Here is a 19,204-nt window from a genome sequence, read left to right on the forward strand (position 1 = left end):
GAGATGACCGGCGGGTAAGGCAGGCTGGGGGCCATGGCACCTGCACCCTTTGGAGTCCGGCTTCTGGTCGGCGCGGCAACGGTCGCGGTCGAGGAGACCCTGAAGCTGCCGCAAACCATCCTGACCTACCCGATGACGCTGGCCAGCCAGGCCGCGCACGCGGTGATGCGCTGGCAGCAGGGCGTCGCCGAGCTGGTCAACAAGGGCGACACCACCCTGGAGTCACTGTTTCCCCCCAAGGACGAGCAGCCGGAGTGGGCAACCTTCGATGACGACGACGTCGAGGACGGTTTCGACGGGGCCGGCGCGACCTTCGACGATGACGCCGACGCCGGCGCGCGTACCGAGGGGCGATTCGCCCTCTACTCCTTCAGCGAGGACGGGGCCACCCCGCCCGTCGCCGACAGCGCCCCAAGCAGCGCTGCGGACTCCGACGTGCCGACCCCCGACCTGGTCGACGAACTCGACTACGGCTCGCTGACCCTGGCCCAGCTGCGGGCCCGGCTGGCCTCGCTGAGCCTGGACGAGCTGGAGACCCTGCTCGCCTACGAAGAGGCCACCAAGGCCCGCGCACCGTTTCAGACGCTGCTGGCCAACAGGATCACCCGCACCACCGCGAAGTGACGTCCCCCGCGCCGGGTGAATCCGCCGAGAACCCGTTCCCGGTCCGCGCGGTCGCCATCCGGGTCAAGGGCTGGATCGACCGGCTGGGTTCGGTGTGGGTGGAGGGTCAGCTGACCCAGATCAACCTGCGTCCGGGCGTGCGGACGGTATTCATGGTCTTGCGGGACCCCGCCGCGGACATGTCGCTGACGGTGACGTGCAGCCCCGAGCTGGTGGCCGGCGCCCCGGTCAAGCTGACCGAGGGCACCCAGGTGGTGGTGTGCGGCAAACCCAACTTCTACACCGCACGAGGCACCTTCTCGCTGCGCCTGACCGAGATCCGTGCGGTGGGCATCGGCGAACTGCTGGCCCGTATCGAACGACTGCGCCGGCTGCTGGATGCCGAGGGCTTGTTCGACGCCCGGCTCAAGCGGCCGATCCCGTTTCTGCCCGGCACCATCGGTTTGATCACCGGGCGGGCCAGCGCCGCCGAGCACGACGTCATGACCGTGGCCGGCACCCGCTGGCCGGCGGTGCGCTTCACGGTGCGCAACACCGCCGTCCAGGGCCCGACCGCCGTGGCCCAGATGGTCGAGGCGCTGCGTGAGCTGGACGCCGACGCGGGCGTGGAGGTGATCGTGCTGGCCCGCGGCGGCGGCAGCGTCGAGGACCTGCTGCCGTTCTCCGATGAGACCTTGTGCCGGGCGATCGCCGCGTGCCGCACCCCGGTGGTCAGCGCCATCGGCCATGAACCCGACAGCCCGCTGTGCGACTTGGTGGCCGACCTGCGCGCGGCCACCCCCACCGATGCGGCGAAGCGCATCGTGCCCGACGCCGCCGCCGAGCAGGCGCTGGTCGATGACCTGAGGCGGCGCAGCGCGCACGCCGTGCGGCACTGGGTGGTGCGCGAGGAACGCCTGCTTACCCAGCTGCGCAGCCGCCCGGTGCTGGCCGACCCGCTGCGCGCGCTGACCGAGCGCGGCGAGCAGGTGCGGCGCGCCCTGGCGGCGGTGCGCCGCGACGTCACCCGGCTGATCGACCAACAGAGCGAACGGGTGGGGCATCTGTCGGCGCGCCTGGCTACCCTGGGCCCGGCCGCGACACTGGCGCGTGGCTACGCGGTGGTCCAGACTGTCGGCGCCGGCGGGCCGCACGTCCTGCGGTCGGTCGAGGACGCGGCGGCCGGTACCCGGTTGCGCATCCGGGTGGCCGACGGGGCCGTTGCAGCGACCAGTGAGGGGCGACTTCGTGAAGGACGACGTCTTGAAGGACTCGGCGATGGCAGCTGAGCACACCGATCCGGTGACACCCGTTAGTGAGCTCGGCTACGAGCAGTGCCGAGACGAGCTCATTGATGTGGTGCAGCGACTGGAACAGGGCGGGCTGGATCTCGACGCGTCGCTGAGCCTGTGGGAACGCGGCGAGCAGCTGGCCAAACGATGCGAAGAGCACCTGGCCGGGGCCCGCCGCCGAGTGCGCGAAGCCCTGGACGCCGCACCCGGCGACGACGCCGAGGCGTGACTTCGAACACAAGAACTGAAACACGTTCAGTTATGCTCGCCCGATGGGTGATCCATCACTGACTACTGAACTGGGCCGGGTACTGGTCACCGGAGGCTCCGGATTCGTCGGAACCAATTTCGTGAAGACCCTGCTGGAGCGGGGCTACCAGGTACGGTCCTTCGACCGCGCACCGTCGTCGTTGCCCGACCACCCCAACCTGGAGAAGCTCGAGGGCGACATCTGCGACCCGGCGACGGTGGCGGCGGCGGTCGCCGGTATCGACACGGTGTTCCACACCGCCGCGCTGATCGATCTGCAGGGCGGCGCAAAGGTCACCGACGAGATCCGCCGCCGCAGCTTCGCGGTCAATGTCGACGGCACCAAGAACCTGGTCCAGGCCGGGCAACGGGCCGGGGTGAAGCGGTTCGTCTACACCGCATCCAACAGCGTGGTGATGGGCGGCAAGGCCATCTCGGGCGGTAACGAGACCATGGCCTACACCACCAAGTTCAACGACCTCTACACCGAGACCAAGGTGGTGGCCGAGAAGTTCGTTCTGGGTGAGAACGGTGTGGACGGGATGTTGACCTGCTCCATCCGCCCCTCGGGGATCTGGGGCAACGGTGACCAGACCATGTTCCGCATCCTGTTCGAAAGAGTGGTCGCCGGTCAGGTGAAGGTCCTGGTCGGCGGCAAACACGCCAAGCTGGACAACTCCTACGTGCACAACCTGATCCACGGTTTCATCCTGGCCGCGCAGCATCTGGTGCCCGGCGGCTCGGCGCCCGGCCAGGCCTACTTCATCAACGACGGTGAACCGATCAACATGTTCGAGTTCGCCCGCCCGGTGGTGACGGCGTGCGGTGAGCCCTGGCCCCGGATCCGGGTTTCCGGCCGGATGGTTCGCGACATCATGGCGGTGTGGCAGTGGCTGCACTTCCGGTTCGGGCTGCCCAAGCCGCCGCTGGAGCCCGGCCCGGTGGAACGGCTCTACCTGGACAACTACTTCTCGATCGACAAGGCCGGACGCGACCTCGGTTACCAGCCGCTGTTCACCACCGAGCAGGCCATGGCCGATTGCCTGCCGTACTACAAGAAGCTTTTCGAACAGGTCAAGGCCGAAGCGCATCCGCACCTGGCGACCGTGGTCGCCGAGCCGCATCCGGAGTAGCGCCGCCTCTTCGCGAAAGGCGCTATCCAGCCGTGGGCCAACGGTGACACGATAGCCACGTGAACGGCGTGGGGCCGCCCCCGGAGCTGCCGGCCCTGGTGTGCGGCTCCTGCGGCACGCGGCTGCCCACGAACTTCAAGTTCTGCCACGAGTGTGGGACGCCCGCTGTGGCTGCCCCTTCACCGGCCGAATACAAACAGGTGACGGTGCTCTTCGCCGACGTGGTGCATTCGATGGAGATCGCCACGACGGTGGGTGCCGAGCGCCTGCGCGAGATCATGGCGGCCCTCGCCGACCGCTGCGCGGCAGTGGTGCGCCGCTACGGCGCCACGATCACCCAGTGGACCGGCGACGGGATCATGGCGGTGTTCGGTGCCCCTATCGCCCTGGAAGATCACGCCGCGCGGGCCTGCCTGGCGGCCCTGGAGGTTCAGCAGGAGGCGGCCGGCGTCGGCGCCGACGTCGGCCGGCAGGACGGCATCGAACTGCGGTTGCGGGTCGGGCTGAACTCCGGCGAGGTGATCGCGGGCGGGATCGGCTCGGGACAGTTCGGCTACGCAGCCGTGGGCGAGCAAGTCGGCATGGCCCAGCGGATGGAGTCGGTCGCCCCGCCGGGCGGGATCATGCTCAGCGCTTCGACGGCCAGGCTCGTCGACGGCACGGCATCGCTGGGGGCGGTCGAACTGGTGCAGATCAAGGGCACCGAACAACGCGTGCCCGCCCGCCAGCTGTTGGGCATGGCCGAGCGGCGTCGCGCGGTCCGGCGCGCCGAGTCGGTTCTGATCGGCAGGCGCGGGGAGCTGGCCGCCGTGGAGGCGATGCTGGATCGTGCGATCGAGGGGCGCGGCGGTGTGGCCACCGTGGTGGGGGCACCGGGCATCGGCAAAAGCCGGATGGCCCGGGAGGCTGCTGCGGCCGCGGCAGCCCGCGGAATCGACGTGGTGTGGACCTTCTGCGAGTCACACGCCAGCGACCTGCCGTTCCACGCGGTCTCGACGCTGCTGCGGGCCAGCATCGGCGTGGCCGATCAGCGCGGCGAGGACGCCCGCAGGCGGGTGCGCGAACGGGTTCGCCATACCGATCCCCAAGACCTGCTGCTGCTCGATGACGTGTTGGGCATCGCCGACGCGGACACCGAACTACCCTATTGGGAGCCCGACACCCGCCGCAGCAAGCTGACCGCGCTGATCAATGCCGCGTCCTTGGCCCGCACCGAACCCACGCTGTTCGTCATCGAGGACACCCACTGGATGGACGTCGTCAGCGAGTCACTGATCGCCGATTTTCTGGCGGTGGTCTCCCACACCTCATCGATGGCGCTGATCACCTATCGACCCGAGTACCGCGGAGCGCTGACGCAGTTGCCCTCCACCCAGCGCATAGTTCTTGCCCCACTCGATGATTCGGACATCACGTCACTGATGGGGCAACTGCTTGGACCGCATCCCTCGGTGACCGAGCTGGCGGCGATCATCGCTGGGCGGGCAGCCGGAAATCCGTTCTTCGCCGAAGAGATGGTGCGCGAGCTGGCCCAGCGCGGGACGTTGACGGGCGAACACGGCCGCTACCTCTGCCACAGTGCGGCCACCGATGTCACGGTGCCCGCCACGGTGCAGGCGACCATCGAGGCCCGCATCGACAAGCTCCCCGGCAGAGCAAAACGAACATTGAGCGCGGCCGCGGTGATCGGTGCCCGCTTCGACGCCCAACTACTGCCCGCACTGGGCGTCGATCCCGATCTCGATGACCTGCTGCACGCCGAGCTGATCGATCAGGTCCGATTCACCCCCGGCGCCGAATACGCGTTTCGGCATCCGTTGATTCGCGCGGTGGCCTACGAATCGCAACTCAGATCGGATCGGGCCAACTGGCACCGGAAACTCGCCGCCGCCATCGAGCAGGGCGCCCCCGCATCGGTGGACGACAACGCGGCACTGATCGCCGAACATCTGCAGGCGGCAGGTGACCTGCACGCGGCATATTCCTGGCACATGCGTGCCGGCGCCTGGTCCACCAATCGGGACCTGGTCGCCGCGCGAGGCAGCTGGGAGCGGGCACGGCGGATCGCCGACGCCATGCCGGCCGACTCCCCGGACCAATTGTCGATGCGTATCGCGCCAGCTCGATGATGCGTTCGGCCAACCGCAGACACTCGACCGCCTCGCCGGCCTGGACCTTGATGTTGCCCGGCGCGATCGCCAGCGCCACCATGAGGTCCGGGTCCCCGATGGACTCCAGCAGGCGGACGCAATCCGAGGCCACCCGGGACGCGTCCACGTAGCGACTGTGGAAGATCAGGGTCGTCATCAGCCCTGCCATGCCGATTGCCAGCGATACCTGATCGCCGGCCGCCGTGCACAGTTCGCGCAGTTCATCGAATCCGGTGTCGGCGACCGTGCCGCTGACCCACGAGGTGCTGCCGCACAACAGGGTTCGCGGGGAGATACGCATGGCAGATCGGCCAGGGTGGTTGATGGGCAACCGGTCGGCGACCGCTCGGGCGCGTTCCCAGCTCAGGCGCGCGGCGCGAATATCGCGGTTCTGCGCCCACGCCCCGGCGCGCATGTGCCAGCCGAATGCTGCCGGCAGATCATCAGCCGCCTCGAGATGCTCGGCGATCAACGCGGCATTCTCATCGAGGGCATCGGCGTGGTGTTCTTCGATCGCGGCGGCCAACTGCCGATGCAGCGCGGCGCGTTTGGCCTTGAGCTGGGATTCATAGGCGACGATGCGGATCAGCGGGTGGTGAAACGCATATTCGGCGCGCGGGGCGAGCCTGACTCGATCGATGAGTTCCGCGGCGAGCAGGGGCTCCACCCGGGCCTGGCCATCGAGCAACGCCAACTGGTCGGCGTCGAACCGCAGCCCGATCACCGCGGCGGCCTGCAGGGTCCGCTTAACCGCCGGGTCGAGCCGGTCGATGCGGGAGGCGATGGTGGCCTGCACCGTTGCCGGCACCACGAGATCGGCGTGATCGACCGCGCAGGAATAGTTTCCGGGCGAGCCGGTCAGCACACCGCGTTCGGCCAGGTCGCGCACCATCTCCTCGGCAAAGAGCGGGTTGCCCGCGGCCCTCTCGGCCAGCCGTTCGCGCAGGGGCGCCGCCGACGGGTCTGAGCCGACCAGATCCACGGCAAGTTGGGCGGTCTGGGATGCACTCAGCGGCCCCAGGTTGATGGTGTGCGAGCTCGCCGTGCGGCTCAGCGCCCCGTGGTATTCGGGCCGGTAGGTGACCAGCACCAGCGAGGGGGTCTGCGAGGTCACGCTCAGCAGGTCCGCCAGCAGTGCGTCGCTGACCTCATCGATCCAATGCGCGTCCTCGATCACGTAGACCGCGGGGGTGGTACGTGCCAGCGAGACCAGGTTGACCAACCGGGTCACCCGGCGCCGCCGCGCATCGGGGTCGATGGCCGACAACTCGGCCCCACCCCGAATTCCGAGCAGATCCTCCAAGAGCAGCAAGTCCTCCGGATCCGCGCCAGGAGCGCTCTCCTCGACTCGAGCTCGCGCCGCCGCATCATCAAGATCGGCGATCCCGAGCGCGGTGCGCAGCAGCGAAGTCGCGGTGTGGAAAGGGATCTCGCGCGCATGGGACTCGCAGTAGACGGCGAAGACGTCAACACCGCGACTGCGAGCTGCGGCACTGACTTCGCGGGCGATGCGGCTCTTGCCGATACCCGGCGGACCGGCGACCCCGACGACACAGCCGGTGCCCGCGATCGCCTCATCCAAAATGCCCCGCAGCGCCCCCATCTCCCAGGACCGACCCACCAGCAGCGCATCATGACGCTGCTGGTGCCGGCGCTCAGGGGACATCCCCAGCGGCCGCCGCACCGGCACCGGCTCATCGGCGCCCTTGATCCGGGCCAGCTCGGGCTCGCCCAGTACCGCGACATGGTGCACCAGCCGGGCAGTCGATTCGCTGAGCATCACGCCGCCGGGCGGCGCAACAGACTCCATCCGCTGCGCGAAACCGACCTCCTCGCCGATAGCCGTGTAGTTCTGCGCGGCCGAGCCGAGTTCTCCGGCAACCACCTGACCGGAATTCAGTCCCACCCGCAGCGCCAGGTCTACACCGTCGGCGTGGGACAGCTCCGTGGCCAGCTGCTGGGCCTGCTGCTGAATCTCCAACGCCGCCAGGCATCCCCGCACCGCGTGGTCCTCCAACGCCAGCGGCACACCGAACACCGCCATGACCGCGTCGCCGATGAACTTCTCCACCCGGCCGCCATACCGCCGCACCACGGAGTTACACCGGTCGAACAGCTCGGCCATGATCTCGCGCAACCGCTCCGCGCCCACCTCAGCGGCAAGGTCCATCGAATGGACCACGTCGGCGAACAACACCGTGACTTGCTTGTATTCGGCGGGCGCGGGCGCCGCGACCGATGCGCCGCATTCGGAACAGAACTTGGCGCTGCGCTGCAATTCGGTGGCGCACGAGATGCACGTGGTCATGGAATCACTGCCCCTGGCACCTGATTGTCGCGCCCATCGTCACGCCGCCGATCCGGGATTTCACCCGATCGGAAAAGAATAGGCCCGCAGCGCCACACGGTTGATTTGTTTAATGCAAAATCAACATCCAAGGAGGCTCATGAACGCAGTTCTGGTCACAGGTGCATTCGGCCTTGTCGGGTCAGCGGTGGTGCGGCAGTTGGCGGCCGACGGTCGCAGCGTCGTCGCCACCGACCTCGACAACGCGGCCAACCGTAAGGCGGCCGCAGCCCTGCCGCCGGCGGTGCAGGTGCGCTACGCCGATCTGACCGATGCGGCAGCAGTGGCCAGCCTGGTCGACTCCGTTCGTCCCGCGGCGATCATCCACCTTGCCGCGGTGATACCGCCGTTCATCTACTCCCGCCGTGACGTGGCGCGCCGCGTCAATGTCGATGCCACCGGCCATCTGCTGGCGGCCGCCGCCGCCCCCTCCCGCTTCGTGCAGGCCTCCAGCATCGCGGTGTACGGGTCACGCAACCCGTACACGGTCTCGGGCGTGCTGACCGCCGATACCCCGACGCATCCCGCCGACGTCTATGGCGATCAGAAGCTGCAGGCCGAACAGTTGGTGCGCGCCTCACCGCTGGATTGGGTGATCCTGCGACTGGGCGGGGTGATCACCGTCGATCCCGGCGCCTATATGAAGCTCGACAATCTGTATTTCGAGCAGTTGCTTCCCACCGACGGCAGGCTGCAGACCGTCGATGTCCGCGATGTCGCTTCCGCTTTCGTCGCGGCCACCACCGCGCCCGTCAGCGGCGAAACCCTGCTGATCGGTGGCGACGATTCGCACCGCCAGATTCAGGGCGACATCGCACCGACCGTGGCCGCTGCCATGGGGCTGGTCAACGGTCTGCCCCCCGGGTTGCCCGGCAATCCCGACCACGATGAGGACTGGTTCACCACCGACTGGATGGATTCGGGCCGCGCCCAAGAAGCCTTGGGCTTTCAGCATCACTCCTGGCCGGACATGCTGGCCGAGACGGCCACGCGGGCCGGAGCGCTGCGAGGACTGCTGCGGATGGTGGCGCCGTTGGCCCGCAGAGTATTACAAAGCCGTGCCCCCTATCACCGCAGTGGACAGCAGTTCGCCGACCCCTGGCGGGCTATCGCCGACAAATGGAATGAGCCGCGCCCGTGAACGCCGAATTCACCCCCACTCAACGGCGCGCGTTGGCCGTCTTCACCGTCCTGGCGCTGGCGTTCGGCGCGTATTTCCTGCGCGATTACTTCGTGCTGATCGTGGTGGCCGCGGTGGGCGCCTACCTGTTCACACCGCTGTTTCGTCTGCTGGGACGGCGGCTGCCCACCGGGTTAGCGGCCACCGTCACGCTGCTGACAGCGCTGTTCGCGGTGATCGTTCCGGTCGGTGTGTCGGTTTTCCTGGCGGTGGCGCAGATCTCCCGCACCGCAGGTGAAGTCGCCGAGTGGGTGCAGGCCACCGACCCCACCGTGCTGGGCGACAAGGCACTGAAATTCGTCAACGGCACGTTGGCCCGGCTGCCGTTCGTGCATGTCGAGGTGACCATGGAGTCACTGCGCCACGCCATGGTCACGGTGGCACAGAAGGGCGGCGAACTCCTGCTGCACGTGCTGCAGGGCGCCGTTGGCGGCGTGGTCGGCGCGATCACCTCGGCGATCATCTTCTTGTACGTGTTCCTGGCGATGCTGACCCACCGCGAAGAGCTGCACACCCTGATCGGCCGGCTCAACCCGCTGGGCGCCGAAGCCACCGACCTGTACCTGGCCAAGATGGGTTCGATGGTGCGCGGCACCGTCGGCGGACAGTTCGTGATCGCGTTCTGCCAGGGGCTCAGCGGCGCCGCATCCATCTACATCGCCGGCTTTCACCAGGCCTTCTTCATCTTTGCGATCCTGCTGACCGCGCTGTCGATCATCCCGCTCGGCGGCGGCATCGTCACCATGCCGTTCGGCATCGGCATGGCCTTGTTCGGCAACGTCCCCGGCGGGTTGTTCGTGTTCTTCTTCCACCTCATCGTGGTGACCAACATCGACAACTTCCTGCGCCCCATGCTGGTGCCACGTGATGCCCGGCTCAACTCGGCGCTGATGCTGCTGGCGGTCTTCTCCGGAATCAGCATGTTCGGCTTCTGGGGCATCGTGATCGGTCCGGTGCTGATGATCATCATCGTCACCACCATCGACGTGTATCTGGCGGTCTACCACGGGGTGGAGATGCAGCGACCCGACGAAGATCCCACGCCACGCCGGCGAATCCCGCTGCCACGTTTCCTGTCTCGGGCCAGCGCGGACTAAGCGGACGGCGCTTGGCGCCTAGCGCGTTGCCGGCAGCGGCGGCTGGGACTGCACGGCGGCCGCCAGAGTGCGGAACGTTTCCTGGTCACCGGCGCTGGTGATGGCGAGCTGGGCCGCCCCCGACTTTCCGGCCAGCCGAGTGGTCCACACCGGATCGCCGTCGCCCCCGTAGACCACCCAACGGGTGCCGTCGACGTCCTCGGCTCCGGTGGGGTGCAGCCCGGGACTGATCGAGGCGACCAGTGGGACCTCGTCGGCGTTGCTCTGCGTCAGGCTGATGTACCTGCCCGACGGGCTGATGTAGCCGACCCGCGAGGTGACCGCCCGCAGCCGCTGACCCGCGGAGTCGGTGCGCCCGTCGGTGATGCTGCCTCGGGTGCCGGAGTTGGGTTGCCAGCCCTCGGGCAGTTTCGGCAGGCGCACCGGGAACCCCAACGTCTGCGCGTCCGCGGTCAGCGCGGCGGTGGCGTCATAGGCGGGTACCGGGCCCGCGGTGACCCCACCGGGCCGAAAAGCGCAGGTTCCGGCCAGGCCGGCCAGCGCGACGCAGGCCAGGACCAGGGGAATGAGCGACCAGATCATGTCGCGCCAGTCCTGCAGGATGCGTGGTTTGGCGGGCTTGGGCGCCGGTTGGGGCTCTGTGGTCACGGGACCCAGTATCCCAGCTCAACAGTGCCGATCTGGCTCTGGGAGAATCATCAGCCGTGACTGGCATGACGGGACCAACGCGACGCGAAGCCCCAGACCGCAACCTGGCCTTGGAGCTGGTGCGGGTGACCGAGGCAGGAGCCATGGCTTCCGGCCGCTGGGTGGGCCGCGGCGACAAGGAAGGCGGCGACGGCGCGGCCGTCGACGCGATGCGTGAACTGGTGAACTCGGTGTCCATGCGCGGCGTCGTGGTGATCGGCGAGGGCGAGAAAGACCACGCGCCGATGCTCTACAACGGCGAAGAGGTGGGCAACGGCGACGGTCCCGACTGCGACTTCGCGGTCGACCCCGTCGACGGCACCACCTTGATGAGCAAGGGCATGCCCAACGCGATCTCGGTGCTGGCGGTGGCCGAGCGCGGCGCCATGTTCGACCCGTCGGCGGTGTTCTACATGAACAAGATCGCCGTCGGCCCCGAAGCCGCGGACGTCCTGGACATCACCAAGCCGATCGCGGACAACATCGCCGCGGTCGCCAAGGTCAAGGGCCTGACGGCCCGCGATATGACGGTGTGCATCCTGGACCGGCCCCGGCACGCCCAGCTGATCGCCGACGCGCGGGCCACCGGGGCGCGCATCCGCCTGATCACCGACGGCGACGTGGCGGGCGCCATCTCTGCGTGCCGGCCGGACTCGGGCACCGACATGCTGGCCGGTATCGGCGGGACCCCGGAGGGGATCATCGCCGCGGCCGCGATCCGCTGCATGGGCGGGGCGATCCAGGCGCAGCTGGCGCCCACCGATGACGCCGAGCGGCAGAAGGCCATCGACGCGGGCTACGACCTGGATGCGGTGCTGACCACCGAGGACCTGGTCTCCGGCGAGAACGTGTTCTTCTGTGCCACCGGTGTCACCGATGGTGACCTGCTCAAGGGTGTTCGCTACTACCCCGGCGGTTGCACCACCCAATCGATCGTGATGCGCTCCAAGTCCGGCACCGTCCGGATGATCGAGGCCTACCACCGGCTGTCGAAGCTCAACGAGTACTCGGCCGTCGACTTCACCGGCGACTCTCACGCCGCCTATCCCCTGCCCTGACCGTCAAGCGAGGACCGGAAAAGCTATGAGCGAGATCGAATACCGCATCGAACACGACACCATGGGCGAGGTCCGGGTGCCGGTGACCGCCTTGTGGCGCGCCCAGACCCAGCGCGCGGTGGAGAACTTCCCCATCTCCGGGCGTGGCCTGGAGCGCACCCAGATCCGGGCGCTCGGCCTGCTCAAGAGCGCCTGTGCGCAGGTGAACGCCGACCTGGGCCTGCTGGCTCCGGAGAAGGCCGCCGCCATCAAGGCCGCCGCCGCCGAGATCGCCGACGGCAAGCACGACGACCAGTTCCCCATCGATGTGTTCCAGACCGGCTCGGGCACGAGCTCGAACATGAACACCAACGAGGTAATCGCCTCGATCGCGGCGGCCAACGGCGTGACGGTGCACCCCAACGACGACGTGAACATGTCGCAGTCGTCCAACGACACCTTCCCGACCGCCACCCACATCGCGGCCACCGAGGCCGCGGTGCGCCACCTGATTCCGTCGCTGCAGGTGCTGCATGACGCGCTGGCCGACAAGGCCGCGCAGTGGCGCACCGTGGTGAAGTCGGGCCGCACCCACCTGATGGACGCCGTCCCGGTCACGCTGGGCCAGGAGTTCTCCGGCTACGCCCGCCAGATCGCCGCCGGTATCGAGCGCGTGCAGGCCACGCTGCCCCGCCTCGGCGAGCTGGCGATCGGCGGCACCGCCGTCGGCACCGGCCTGAACGCCCCCGACGGCTTCGGCGCCAAGGTGGTCGAGGTGCTGGTGGCCGAGACCGGCCTGACCGAGCTGCGCACCGCGGCCAACTCGTTCGAGGCACAGGCGGCGCGTGACGGCCTGGTCGAGGCATCCGGCGCGTTGCGCACCATCGCGGTGTCGCTGACCAAGATCGCCAACGACATCCGCTGGATGGGCTCGGGCCCGCTGACCGGCCTGGCCGAGATTCAGCTGCCCGACCTGCAGCCGGGCAGCTCGATCATGCCGGGCAAGGTCAATCCCGTGCTGCCCGAGGCGGTCACCCAGGTGGCGGCCCAGGTGATCGGCAACGACGCGGCGATCGCCTGGGGCGGTGGCAGTGGCGCCTTCGAGCTCAACGTCTACATCCCGATGATGGCCCGCAACATGCTGGAGTCCTTCACGCTGCTGTCCAACGTCTCTCGCCTGTTCGCCGAGCGCTGCATCGTCGGTCTGGTGGCCAACGAAGAGCACCTGCGCGAGCTGGCCGAGTCCAGCCCGTCGATCGTGACCCCGCTGAACTCCGCGATCGGCTACGAGGAAGCCGCCGCGGTGGCCAAGCAGGCCCTCAAGGAGCGCAAGACCATTCGCCAGACGGTGATCGATCGCGGCTTGATCGGCGACAACCTGTCGGAGGCAGAGTTGGACCGCCGCCTCGACGTGCTGGCCATGGCCAAGGTGAAGGACTGACCCGCCGCCGCGGATGAATCCTGAGTCCGCCGTATCGGAGCTGGGCCGGTCGACGATCACGAAAGTGACGCGCCGGCTCATCCCGTTTCTGGCGCTGCTCTATTTCATCAACTATCTGGACCGGGTCAACATCGGGTTCGCCGGGCCCAACGGCATGAATGCCGAGCTGGGCCTGAGCGCAACCATGTTCGGGTTCGCGTCGGGGATCTTCTTCTTCGGCTACCTGTTCCTGGAAGTGCCCAGCAACATCGCGCTGCACCGGTTCGGCGCCCGGCGCTGGCTGGCCCGGATCATGCTGACCTGGGGAATGGTCAGCACCGCAATCGCTTTCGTGCCCAACGCGCACACCCTGGTGGTGCTGCGATTCCTGCTCGGGGTGACCGAGGCCGGCTTCTTTCCGGGCATCATCTTGTACCTGACGTTGTGGTTTCCGGCCAAGCAGCGTGCCTGGGCGGTATCGCTGTTCATGGTGGCGGTCCCGGTGTCGACCGCTGTCGGTTCCACGCTCTCGGCACTGGTGATCGACTGGGGCCACGGGGTTCTCGGGCTGGCCGGGTGGCGTTTCATGTTCCTGGTCGAGGGACTTCCGGCTGTGGCCTTGGCGATCGCGTGCTGGTTCTACCTGACCGACCGTCCAGCCCAGGCTCGTTGGCTCGACGCCGACGAACGGCAGTGGCTGCAGAGCACGCTGGAGGCGGAGCGGGCGACGGCGGAGGGCGCTGCGCACTGGCCGCTGCGCAAGGCGCTCACCCATCCGCGGATGCTGGCGCTGGCATTCATCTACTTCGGCATCGTCTACGGGCTGTATGCCGTCGGGTTCTTCCTGCCGACGATCGTCGCGGGGTTTCAGCAGCAGTACGGCAGCCATCTGGGCATCATCGGGCGTGGCCTGGTGACCGCCATCCCCTACGCCATCGCGGCGATCGTGATGGTGTTCTGGGCCCGCCACGCCGACCGGACCGGCGAACGCGTCTGGCATGTGGCGATCCCGGCGATCATCGGCGGGGTGAGCACCCCCGCGGCGCTCTACATGGCCAACCCGTATCTGGCGATGGTCGCGATCACACTGACCACGTGTTCGATCATGTGCGCCATGCCGGTCTTCTGGGCGTTGCCCTCGACTTTTCTCACCGGGGCCGCGGCGGCCGGCGGTATTGCGCTGATCAATTCGCTGGGCAACATCAGCGGCTTCGGCGGCCCCTATGTCACCGGATGGCTCAACGACCTGACCGGTGGTCCCCACGCCTCGCTGTGGGTGGTGGGCGGCTTTTCGCTGGCGTCGGCCGCGGTGGTGATCCTGCTGGGCGCGGCTCCGGCGACTACCAGATCAGCGGGGCCAGAAACTTTCTCGCGTACGCGCTGACCGCCTGCTCGTCGCCCGGGTCGAGCACCGACGTGGGCACCTGAGCGATCGAGGCGGCCAGGCGCACATGCACTTCGGCGGCGGCCACCAACTCGTCATCGGGCATGGTGGCCCCGGCGGCGCGCAGCGCCTTGGCCATGGCCCGCGATGCGCTGTCGAGGAACACCTCGACCTCCTGGTACATCCCGGCCAGCGTCGGGACACCGGCGTCCAGGCGCAGCAGCTTGCGCACCACCGGGTCGGAGGTGAGCACCCGCAGGCCGGCACGAAACGCCGCGACAGCGGCGTTCTGCGGGCCGGAGTCCACCGCCACGGTGCGCAGCTGGAGCATCGCATTGTCGAAGGCACGGCGGCCGAGCTCGGTGATCAGCACGTCACGGGTCGGAAAGCGCCGGTAGAGCGTGCTGCGGCTGACACCCGCCTGGCGGGCGATCACGTCAAGGCTCGCGCGCCCCACCCCCACCAGACCGACTTCCTCGGCGGCCGCTTTGAGGATGGCCTCCTCCTGCTCGGCGGGGCTGGCGGTGCTGCGTCGCGGCGTCATCGGGGTGTCATCGCATCGGACAGCCGGCCGGCGGCGCGAAGGAGTCCAGCGCGACCGAGCGGTGCATCTTGACCAGCTTCTCGTACTGCATCCGGTTGTACGCCAGCGGCACCAGCACCACCCGATCCGGCAGCACCCGCCACGCCATCTGCACAAGCTGGGTGTAGAAGGCGAATTCGGCGTCGTGGCGCGGTTCCCACCGGAAGCCGGTCAGCTCCCGCACGCCCGGGTGCATGATCCCGAACGAGCAGATCTTCACCACCCGGCCGGCCCCGGCGCTCAGGACCGACCAGAGCGGAGCGGCCGCGGCCCGAACCGGCGCCGGCAACGCCGAAGGCAGCGGCAACCGGCCCAGACCTGCGGTGACGCGATCCAAGAAGGGGTTGGCCGCCAGGTCGGTGTGCACCATGTCGTCGTAGTAGGCGGCGGCCGCGGCATAGGTGGCGGGGAACTTGCCGGATTTGCCGGGCAGCTCAAGGGCCCCAAAAGCCTCGATCAGCTGCTGGTAGGCCGCTTCCCGTTCGGCGTCATTCCAGGCGATTCCGGTGACGGGGGTGAACGAATTGAGCGTCACGAACATGCCGCTGATCGCGATCCAGTTCCACAGGCGTGGGTTCAGTGCGCTGTAGCGGACGTCGGCGAACTCCCCCTTGCCGTGGCCGTGCACGTCGCGATGCATCCGCTTGAGGCGTTCACCTTCCGCGGCGCGGTCCTCGGCGTCACCCCAGATGGCAAGCAGCGCAGAGAATCCGCTGCGGATCGCGCGGTCGGTGAAGTTGCGTTCGAAGCGACCGGTCTTGTCGACCGCGGCGGCCACCGGCACCAACGCCACCTCGTCGAAGGCCGCGGCACCGAACAGGCCCGACAGCACGCTGCCGGAGTGCCGGCGGAACTGGGCCATGACCTCGGGCCGTATGCGAGCGGTCGGGGCAATGCTGGTGACGTTGCTGGTCACTGCTGTCATGTGGCCTCCTCGGCTCGCTTGACACAAAGAATAGTTTTTTGTGTCAAAGTGTCAAGAGTCGCAGATGCAGTAGTGCACCACTGAGGCCGTCGCGGCTCCGGCGAGCGAGCATGTCGTTGTGTTCCCAACATCATGAGGCGGAACCGCTCGAAGGAGCTGACCATGCGACCAACACTGCGTCCCTTTGTCACGGCCGGGGTCGCCGTGCTCGGTGGCGGTCTGATCTCTGTCACGCCGATAGCCGCACCCGCTGCGCACCCGCCCGCCGTTGCTCTCGCCGCGGCCGAAGTCCCCGGTGATCTTGCCGGCCTGGTCGGCGGCACGTGGGCTGACGCGGCGACAAGCGAGGCGACCCTGGCGCTACTCGATCCCGAGTTCTGGCAAATGTTCTGGGCCGACCTGTTCAATCCCGACGCCGGGTCCGCCGCCTGGCTAGATCTCGTCGGAGCAATCGAAGAGCTTCCCCTGATCGGTCCACTGCTCTGGGGCGTCGGATTGTTCGTGGTGTTCCCGGGGGCATTGCTGTTGGCCTATCTGTGGTCGCAGATCGCGCCCAGCTTCGATAGCCCGCAGTTCGCCGCCGCAGCCGACGCAGCCGTGGCGTTCGATCCCAGCAGCCTCATCCACGACGTGAGTGCGATGCTCGATCCCGGTGTCCTGACATCGGGCCTAGACCTGACGTCCGTGGTCGACGTCGGCGCGGTATTCGACCCCGACGCCAGCCTCCCGGATCTGGGCGGGATTCTGGCCGGTCTCATCCCGTAGGCTCACGCCCCGTTGTTGGGTCCCCCCGAATTCGCCCCGGCGATGTCGGTGATCGGCAGGTTCGGCATCGGCGGCGGCGACGGCGTGGCCGGCAGACCCGGGATGTCGGCGGGCGGGATGTCGCGCAGGTCGTTGGCCGGTGGGCCGTTCTCCCGGCCCCCGTACACGCTGCCCGGTGCGCGCGGGCCGAGCAGCTGGCTGACCGTCACCACGTGGTAGCCATTGGCCTTGAGCACCGGAAGAAACTGGTACACCAGATCGACGGTGGACGAGTACGTGTCATGGAACAGCACCACCGAACCGGGCTTGATCTGAGTCATCAGCATGTAGCGGGTGGCGTTGGTGTCGGCGTCGTTGATCCAGTCGAACGGGATGACGTCCCACAGAATGGCGGCCTGCCCGGCCGCCGCGGCCTGCGCATTGACCGCATCATCGGTGAGGCCGCCGGGCGGGCGCCACAGTGTGGGGGTGACACCGGTGGCGGCCCGGATCGCGTCGGTGGCCTTCGAGAACTGCGCGGGCACGTCGGCGGCGGGAATCGTGGTCATGTTCGGGTGTTCCCAGGTGTGACTGCCGATCTCCATACCTGCCTCGGAGATCCGCCGGGCTCCCGCCGGGTCGGCCGCCACCTTGTTGCCGATCAGGAAGAACGTCGAGCGCGCGCCCGCGTCGTTCAAGATCTGCAGCAGCCGGTCGGTATAGGGCGACGGCCCGTCATCGAAGGTCAGCGCCACACACTTGGCCACGGCGCAGTCCACGGGTTCGGCTGCTGCCGGGTGCGGCGGGGCTGCGCACGCCCCGATCAGCACTGCCGCGACCGCCACGGCCGTCCCTGCTCCTAACCGCACCCCGGCAGCCTACCGGGCGATCTCAGTGCAGATCGGGACCGCTGATCTCCTCGAGCATCTCGGTGACCAGCGCGGCGATCGGCGACCGCTCACTGCGCAGCAGGGTGATGTGGGCGAAAAGCGGGTGGCCCTTGAGCTTCTCGATCACCGCCGCGATGCCGTCGTGCCGGCCGACCCGCAGGTTGTCCCGCTGCGCGACGTCGTGGGTGAGCACCACCCGCGACCCCGTGCCCAGTCGCGACAACACGGTCAGCAGGACATTGCGTTCCAGCGACTGCGCCTCGTCGACGATCACGAACGAGTCGTGCAGCGAGCGGCCCCGGATGTGGGTGAGCGGCAACACCTCAAGCATGCCGCGGGACAGCACTTCCTCGAGCACCGCCGGACTGGCCAGCCCCTCCAAGGTGTCGAACACCGCCTGGGCCCAGGGCCCCATCTTGTCGCTCTCACTGCCGGGCAGGTAGCCCAGCTCCTGACCGCCGACGGCGTAGAGCGGGCGGAACACCACGACCTTGCGCTGGGTGCGGCGCTCCAAGACCGCTTCCAGGCCGGCGCACAGCGCCAGCGCCGACTTGCCGGTGCCGGCCTTGCCGCCCAGCGAGACGATGCCCACCGACTCGTCGAGCAGCAAGTCCAGCGCCACCCGCTGTTCGGCGGAACGTCCACGCAGGCCGAATGCCTCGCGGTCCCCGCGGACCAGCTGCACCCGCTTGGCGGCGTTGACCCGGCCCAAAGCATGCGAGCCGCCGCCCAGCAACCGGATTCCGGTGTGGCACGGCAGGTCCCGGGCTTCCTCCAGGTCGATCTCACCCTCGTCGAACAGGGCGTCGATGTCCTCGACCGCCGCGTCCACCTCGGCCATTCCGGTCCAGCCGGAGACCACGACGTCCTGGGCGTGGTACTCGTCGGCGGCCAGGCCCAGCGCGGCGGCCTTGACCCGCAGCGGGATGTCCTTGCTGACCAGCGTCACCAAGCGGCCCTCGGCGGCCAGATTGGCCGCGCAGGTCAGGATGCGCGAGTCGTTGCTGTCGGTCCGAAACCCGGTCGGTAGCACAGCAGGGTCGCTGTGATTGAGCTCGACGTGCAATGTGCCGCCCTGTGTCCCAACGGGAATGGGCTGATCGAGACGGCCATGCTCCAGTCGCATGTCGTCGAAGAGCCGCAGCGCCTGGCGCGCGAACCAGCCCAACTCGTGATGGTGGCGTTTGGCCTCCAACTCGCTGATGACCACCAATGGGACGACAACTTCGTGTTCGGCGAACCGGGTGCAAGCCCAGGGGTCCGACAACAGCACAGAGGTGTCGAGCACGTACGTCCGGATTTCAGGCACTAAGCGCTCCAGCGGTGAGGGCACGCGCGACCCCGCGCGAGCAATTCGACGGGGGCACGGCACAGTACCGGGGCCGGTCCTGTCGTAATCACGACCGGTGGTGCCGAAGAGACAGCGAGGCGAGCCATCGATTGCGACGGTACCCCCGTCGGCGGGCGCGTGCTGGGCAGGCGC

16 protein-coding genes and 1 pseudogene are annotated in these 19,204 nt (G+C 68.3%); 11 read left to right on the forward strand and 6 right to left on the reverse strand.

Features of this window, described 5'->3' with window-relative positions:
- The first annotated feature begins 33 nt into the window (after nucleotides 1–33).
- The 5 genes from BST15_RS09370 to BST15_RS23250 are packed head-to-tail and all read left to right on the forward strand — an operon-like array spanning nucleotide 34 to nucleotide 5,406.
- Nucleotides 34–624, forward strand: coding sequence for a lipid droplet-associated protein (locus tag BST15_RS09370; protein WP_046191392.1), 591 nt, complete (start codon nucleotides 34–36; stop codon nucleotides 622–624).
- The gene (xseA, locus tag BST15_RS09375) at nucleotides 621–1,892 is read left to right on the forward strand and encodes an exodeoxyribonuclease VII large subunit (RefSeq protein ID WP_083070906.1); all 1,272 of its coding nucleotides are present in this window, start codon (nucleotides 621–623) and stop codon (nucleotides 1,890–1,892) included. The genes BST15_RS09370 and xseA overlap by 4 nt, the downstream gene beginning before the upstream one ends.
- The gene (locus BST15_RS09380) at nucleotides 1,882–2,124 is read left to right on the forward strand and encodes an exodeoxyribonuclease VII small subunit (protein ID WP_046189825.1); all 243 of its coding nucleotides are present in this window, start codon (nucleotides 1,882–1,884) and stop codon (nucleotides 2,122–2,124) included. The genes xseA and BST15_RS09380 overlap by 11 nt, the downstream gene beginning before the upstream one ends.
- A 43-nt stretch (nucleotides 2,125–2,167) precedes the next feature.
- On the forward strand, nucleotides 2,168–3,277 hold the full coding sequence (locus BST15_RS09385) for a 3-beta-hydroxysteroid dehydrogenase (RefSeq protein ID WP_046189826.1): 1,110 nt from the start codon (nucleotides 2,168–2,170) through the stop codon (nucleotides 3,275–3,277).
- A gap of 59 nt (nucleotides 3,278–3,336) precedes the next feature.
- Nucleotides 3,337–5,406 (forward strand): adenylate/guanylate cyclase domain-containing protein, encoded by a 2,070-nt coding sequence (locus BST15_RS23250; RefSeq protein ID WP_052751327.1) that lies wholly within the window; start codon nucleotides 3,337–3,339, stop codon nucleotides 5,404–5,406.
- 1,117 nt (nucleotides 5,407–6,523) lie between these two features.
- Here BST15_RS23250 and BST15_RS23255 read toward each other — a convergent pair.
- Nucleotides 6,524–7,735: pseudogene (locus BST15_RS23255) on the reverse strand (adenylate/guanylate cyclase domain-containing protein); the annotation flags it as partial.
- Nucleotides 7,736–7,874: 139 nt separating this feature from the next.
- Between BST15_RS23255 and BST15_RS09400 the strand changes: the two are divergent.
- Both BST15_RS09400 and BST15_RS09405 read left to right on the forward strand, forming a co-directional pair.
- Nucleotides 7,875–8,915, forward strand: coding sequence for an NAD-dependent epimerase/dehydratase family protein (locus BST15_RS09400; RefSeq protein WP_083070907.1), 1,041 nt, complete (start codon nucleotides 7,875–7,877; stop codon nucleotides 8,913–8,915).
- Nucleotides 8,912–10,051, forward strand: a complete 1,140-nt coding sequence (locus BST15_RS09405; protein ID WP_046189828.1) for an AI-2E family transporter — start codon at nucleotides 8,912–8,914, stop codon at nucleotides 10,049–10,051. Before BST15_RS09400 ends, BST15_RS09405 begins: the two co-directional genes overlap by 4 nt.
- A gap of 18 nt (nucleotides 10,052–10,069) precedes the next feature.
- Here BST15_RS09405 and BST15_RS09410 read toward each other — a convergent pair whose 3' ends face one another.
- On the reverse strand, nucleotides 10,070–10,699 hold the full coding sequence (locus BST15_RS09410; protein ID WP_046189829.1) for a DUF4245 domain-containing protein: 630 nt from the start codon (nucleotides 10,697–10,699) through the stop codon (nucleotides 10,070–10,072).
- 65 nt (nucleotides 10,700–10,764) lie between these two features.
- Between BST15_RS09410 and glpX the strand changes: the two genes are divergently transcribed.
- The 3 genes from glpX to BST15_RS09425 are packed head-to-tail and all read left to right on the forward strand — an operon-like array spanning nucleotide 10,765 to nucleotide 14,579.
- The gene (glpX, locus tag BST15_RS09415) at nucleotides 10,765–11,796 is read left to right on the forward strand and encodes a class II fructose-bisphosphatase (RefSeq protein WP_188108863.1); all 1,032 of its coding nucleotides are present in this window, start codon (nucleotides 10,765–10,767) and stop codon (nucleotides 11,794–11,796) included.
- A 25-nt stretch (nucleotides 11,797–11,821) separates the two neighbouring features.
- A complete protein-coding gene (locus tag BST15_RS09420) occupies nucleotides 11,822–13,216 on the forward strand; it encodes a class II fumarate hydratase (protein ID WP_046189830.1) in 1,395 nt (464 codons plus the stop codon).
- Nucleotides 13,217–13,229: 13 nt separating this feature from the next.
- Nucleotides 13,230–14,579, forward strand: coding sequence for an MFS transporter (locus BST15_RS09425; protein ID WP_046189831.1), 1,350 nt, complete (start codon nucleotides 13,230–13,232; stop codon nucleotides 14,577–14,579).
- On the opposite strand, the gene BST15_RS09430 is transcribed toward BST15_RS09425, so the two are convergent.
- Together BST15_RS09430 and BST15_RS09435 are read right to left on the reverse strand one after the other, a co-directional pair.
- Nucleotides 14,536–15,123, reverse strand: a complete 588-nt coding sequence (locus BST15_RS09430; RefSeq protein ID WP_046189832.1) for a TetR/AcrR family transcriptional regulator — start codon at nucleotides 15,121–15,123, stop codon at nucleotides 14,536–14,538. The two genes, BST15_RS09425 and BST15_RS09430, sit on opposite strands and share 44 nt — an antisense overlap.
- A 7-nt stretch (nucleotides 15,124–15,130) precedes the next feature.
- Complete coding sequence (locus BST15_RS09435) at nucleotides 15,131–16,087, reverse strand: oxygenase MpaB family protein (RefSeq protein ID WP_046189833.1); 957 nt, start codon at nucleotides 16,085–16,087, stop codon at nucleotides 15,131–15,133.
- A gap of 162 nt (nucleotides 16,088–16,249) precedes the next feature.
- Between BST15_RS09435 and BST15_RS09440 the strand changes: the two genes are divergently transcribed.
- Nucleotides 16,250–16,852: a hypothetical protein gene (locus BST15_RS09440; protein ID WP_131701162.1), complete on the forward strand. Its 603-nt coding sequence runs from the start codon at nucleotides 16,250–16,252 to the stop codon at nucleotides 16,850–16,852.
- A gap of 2 nt (nucleotides 16,853–16,854) precedes the next feature.
- On the opposite strand, the gene BST15_RS09445 is transcribed toward BST15_RS09440, so the two are convergent.
- Both BST15_RS09445 and BST15_RS09450 read right to left on the reverse strand, forming a co-directional pair.
- Nucleotides 16,855–17,661, reverse strand: coding sequence for a polysaccharide deacetylase family protein (locus BST15_RS09445; protein WP_409366550.1), 807 nt, complete (start codon nucleotides 17,659–17,661; stop codon nucleotides 16,855–16,857).
- A gap of 61 nt (nucleotides 17,662–17,722) precedes the next feature.
- Nucleotides 17,723–19,030: a PhoH family protein gene (locus BST15_RS09450; protein WP_046189836.1), complete on the reverse strand. Its 1,308-nt coding sequence runs from the start codon at nucleotides 19,028–19,030 to the stop codon at nucleotides 17,723–17,725.
- Nucleotides 19,031–19,204 lie beyond the last annotated feature (174 nt).

The sequence above is a fragment of the Mycolicibacter arupensis genome, assembly GCF_002086515.1.
Taxonomy (GTDB): domain Bacteria; phylum Actinomycetota; class Actinomycetes; order Mycobacteriales; family Mycobacteriaceae; genus Mycobacterium; species Mycobacterium arupense.

Bases quoted from the DNA above. Each gene is read 5' to 3' on its own strand.
- BST15_RS09430 (WP_046189832.1), bottom strand. From the start codon at position 15,123: ATGACGCCGCGACGCAGCACCGCCAGCCCCGCCGAGCAGGAGGAGGCC.
- BST15_RS09440 (WP_131701162.1), top strand. From the start codon at position 16,250: ATGCGACCAACACTGCGTCCCTTTGTCACGGCCGGGGTCGCCGTGCTC.
- BST15_RS09370 (WP_046191392.1), top strand. From the start codon at position 34: ATGGCACCTGCACCCTTTGGAGTCCGGCTTCTGGTCGGCGCGGCAACG.
- BST15_RS09435 (WP_046189833.1), bottom strand. From the start codon at position 16,087: ATGACAGCAGTGACCAGCAACGTCACCAGCATTGCCCCGACCGCTCGC.
- BST15_RS09385 (WP_046189826.1), top strand. From the start codon at position 2,168: ATGGGTGATCCATCACTGACTACTGAACTGGGCCGGGTACTGGTCACC.
- BST15_RS09380 (WP_046189825.1), top strand. From the start codon at position 1,882: ATGGCAGCTGAGCACACCGATCCGGTGACACCCGTTAGTGAGCTCGGC.
- BST15_RS09420 (WP_046189830.1), top strand. From the start codon at position 11,822: ATGAGCGAGATCGAATACCGCATCGAACACGACACCATGGGCGAGGTC.
- BST15_RS09400 (WP_083070907.1), top strand. From the start codon at position 7,875: ATGAACGCAGTTCTGGTCACAGGTGCATTCGGCCTTGTCGGGTCAGCG.
- glpX (WP_188108863.1), top strand. From the start codon at position 10,765: ATGACGGGACCAACGCGACGCGAAGCCCCAGACCGCAACCTGGCCTTG.
- BST15_RS09425 (WP_046189831.1), top strand. From the start codon at position 13,230: ATGAATCCTGAGTCCGCCGTATCGGAGCTGGGCCGGTCGACGATCACG.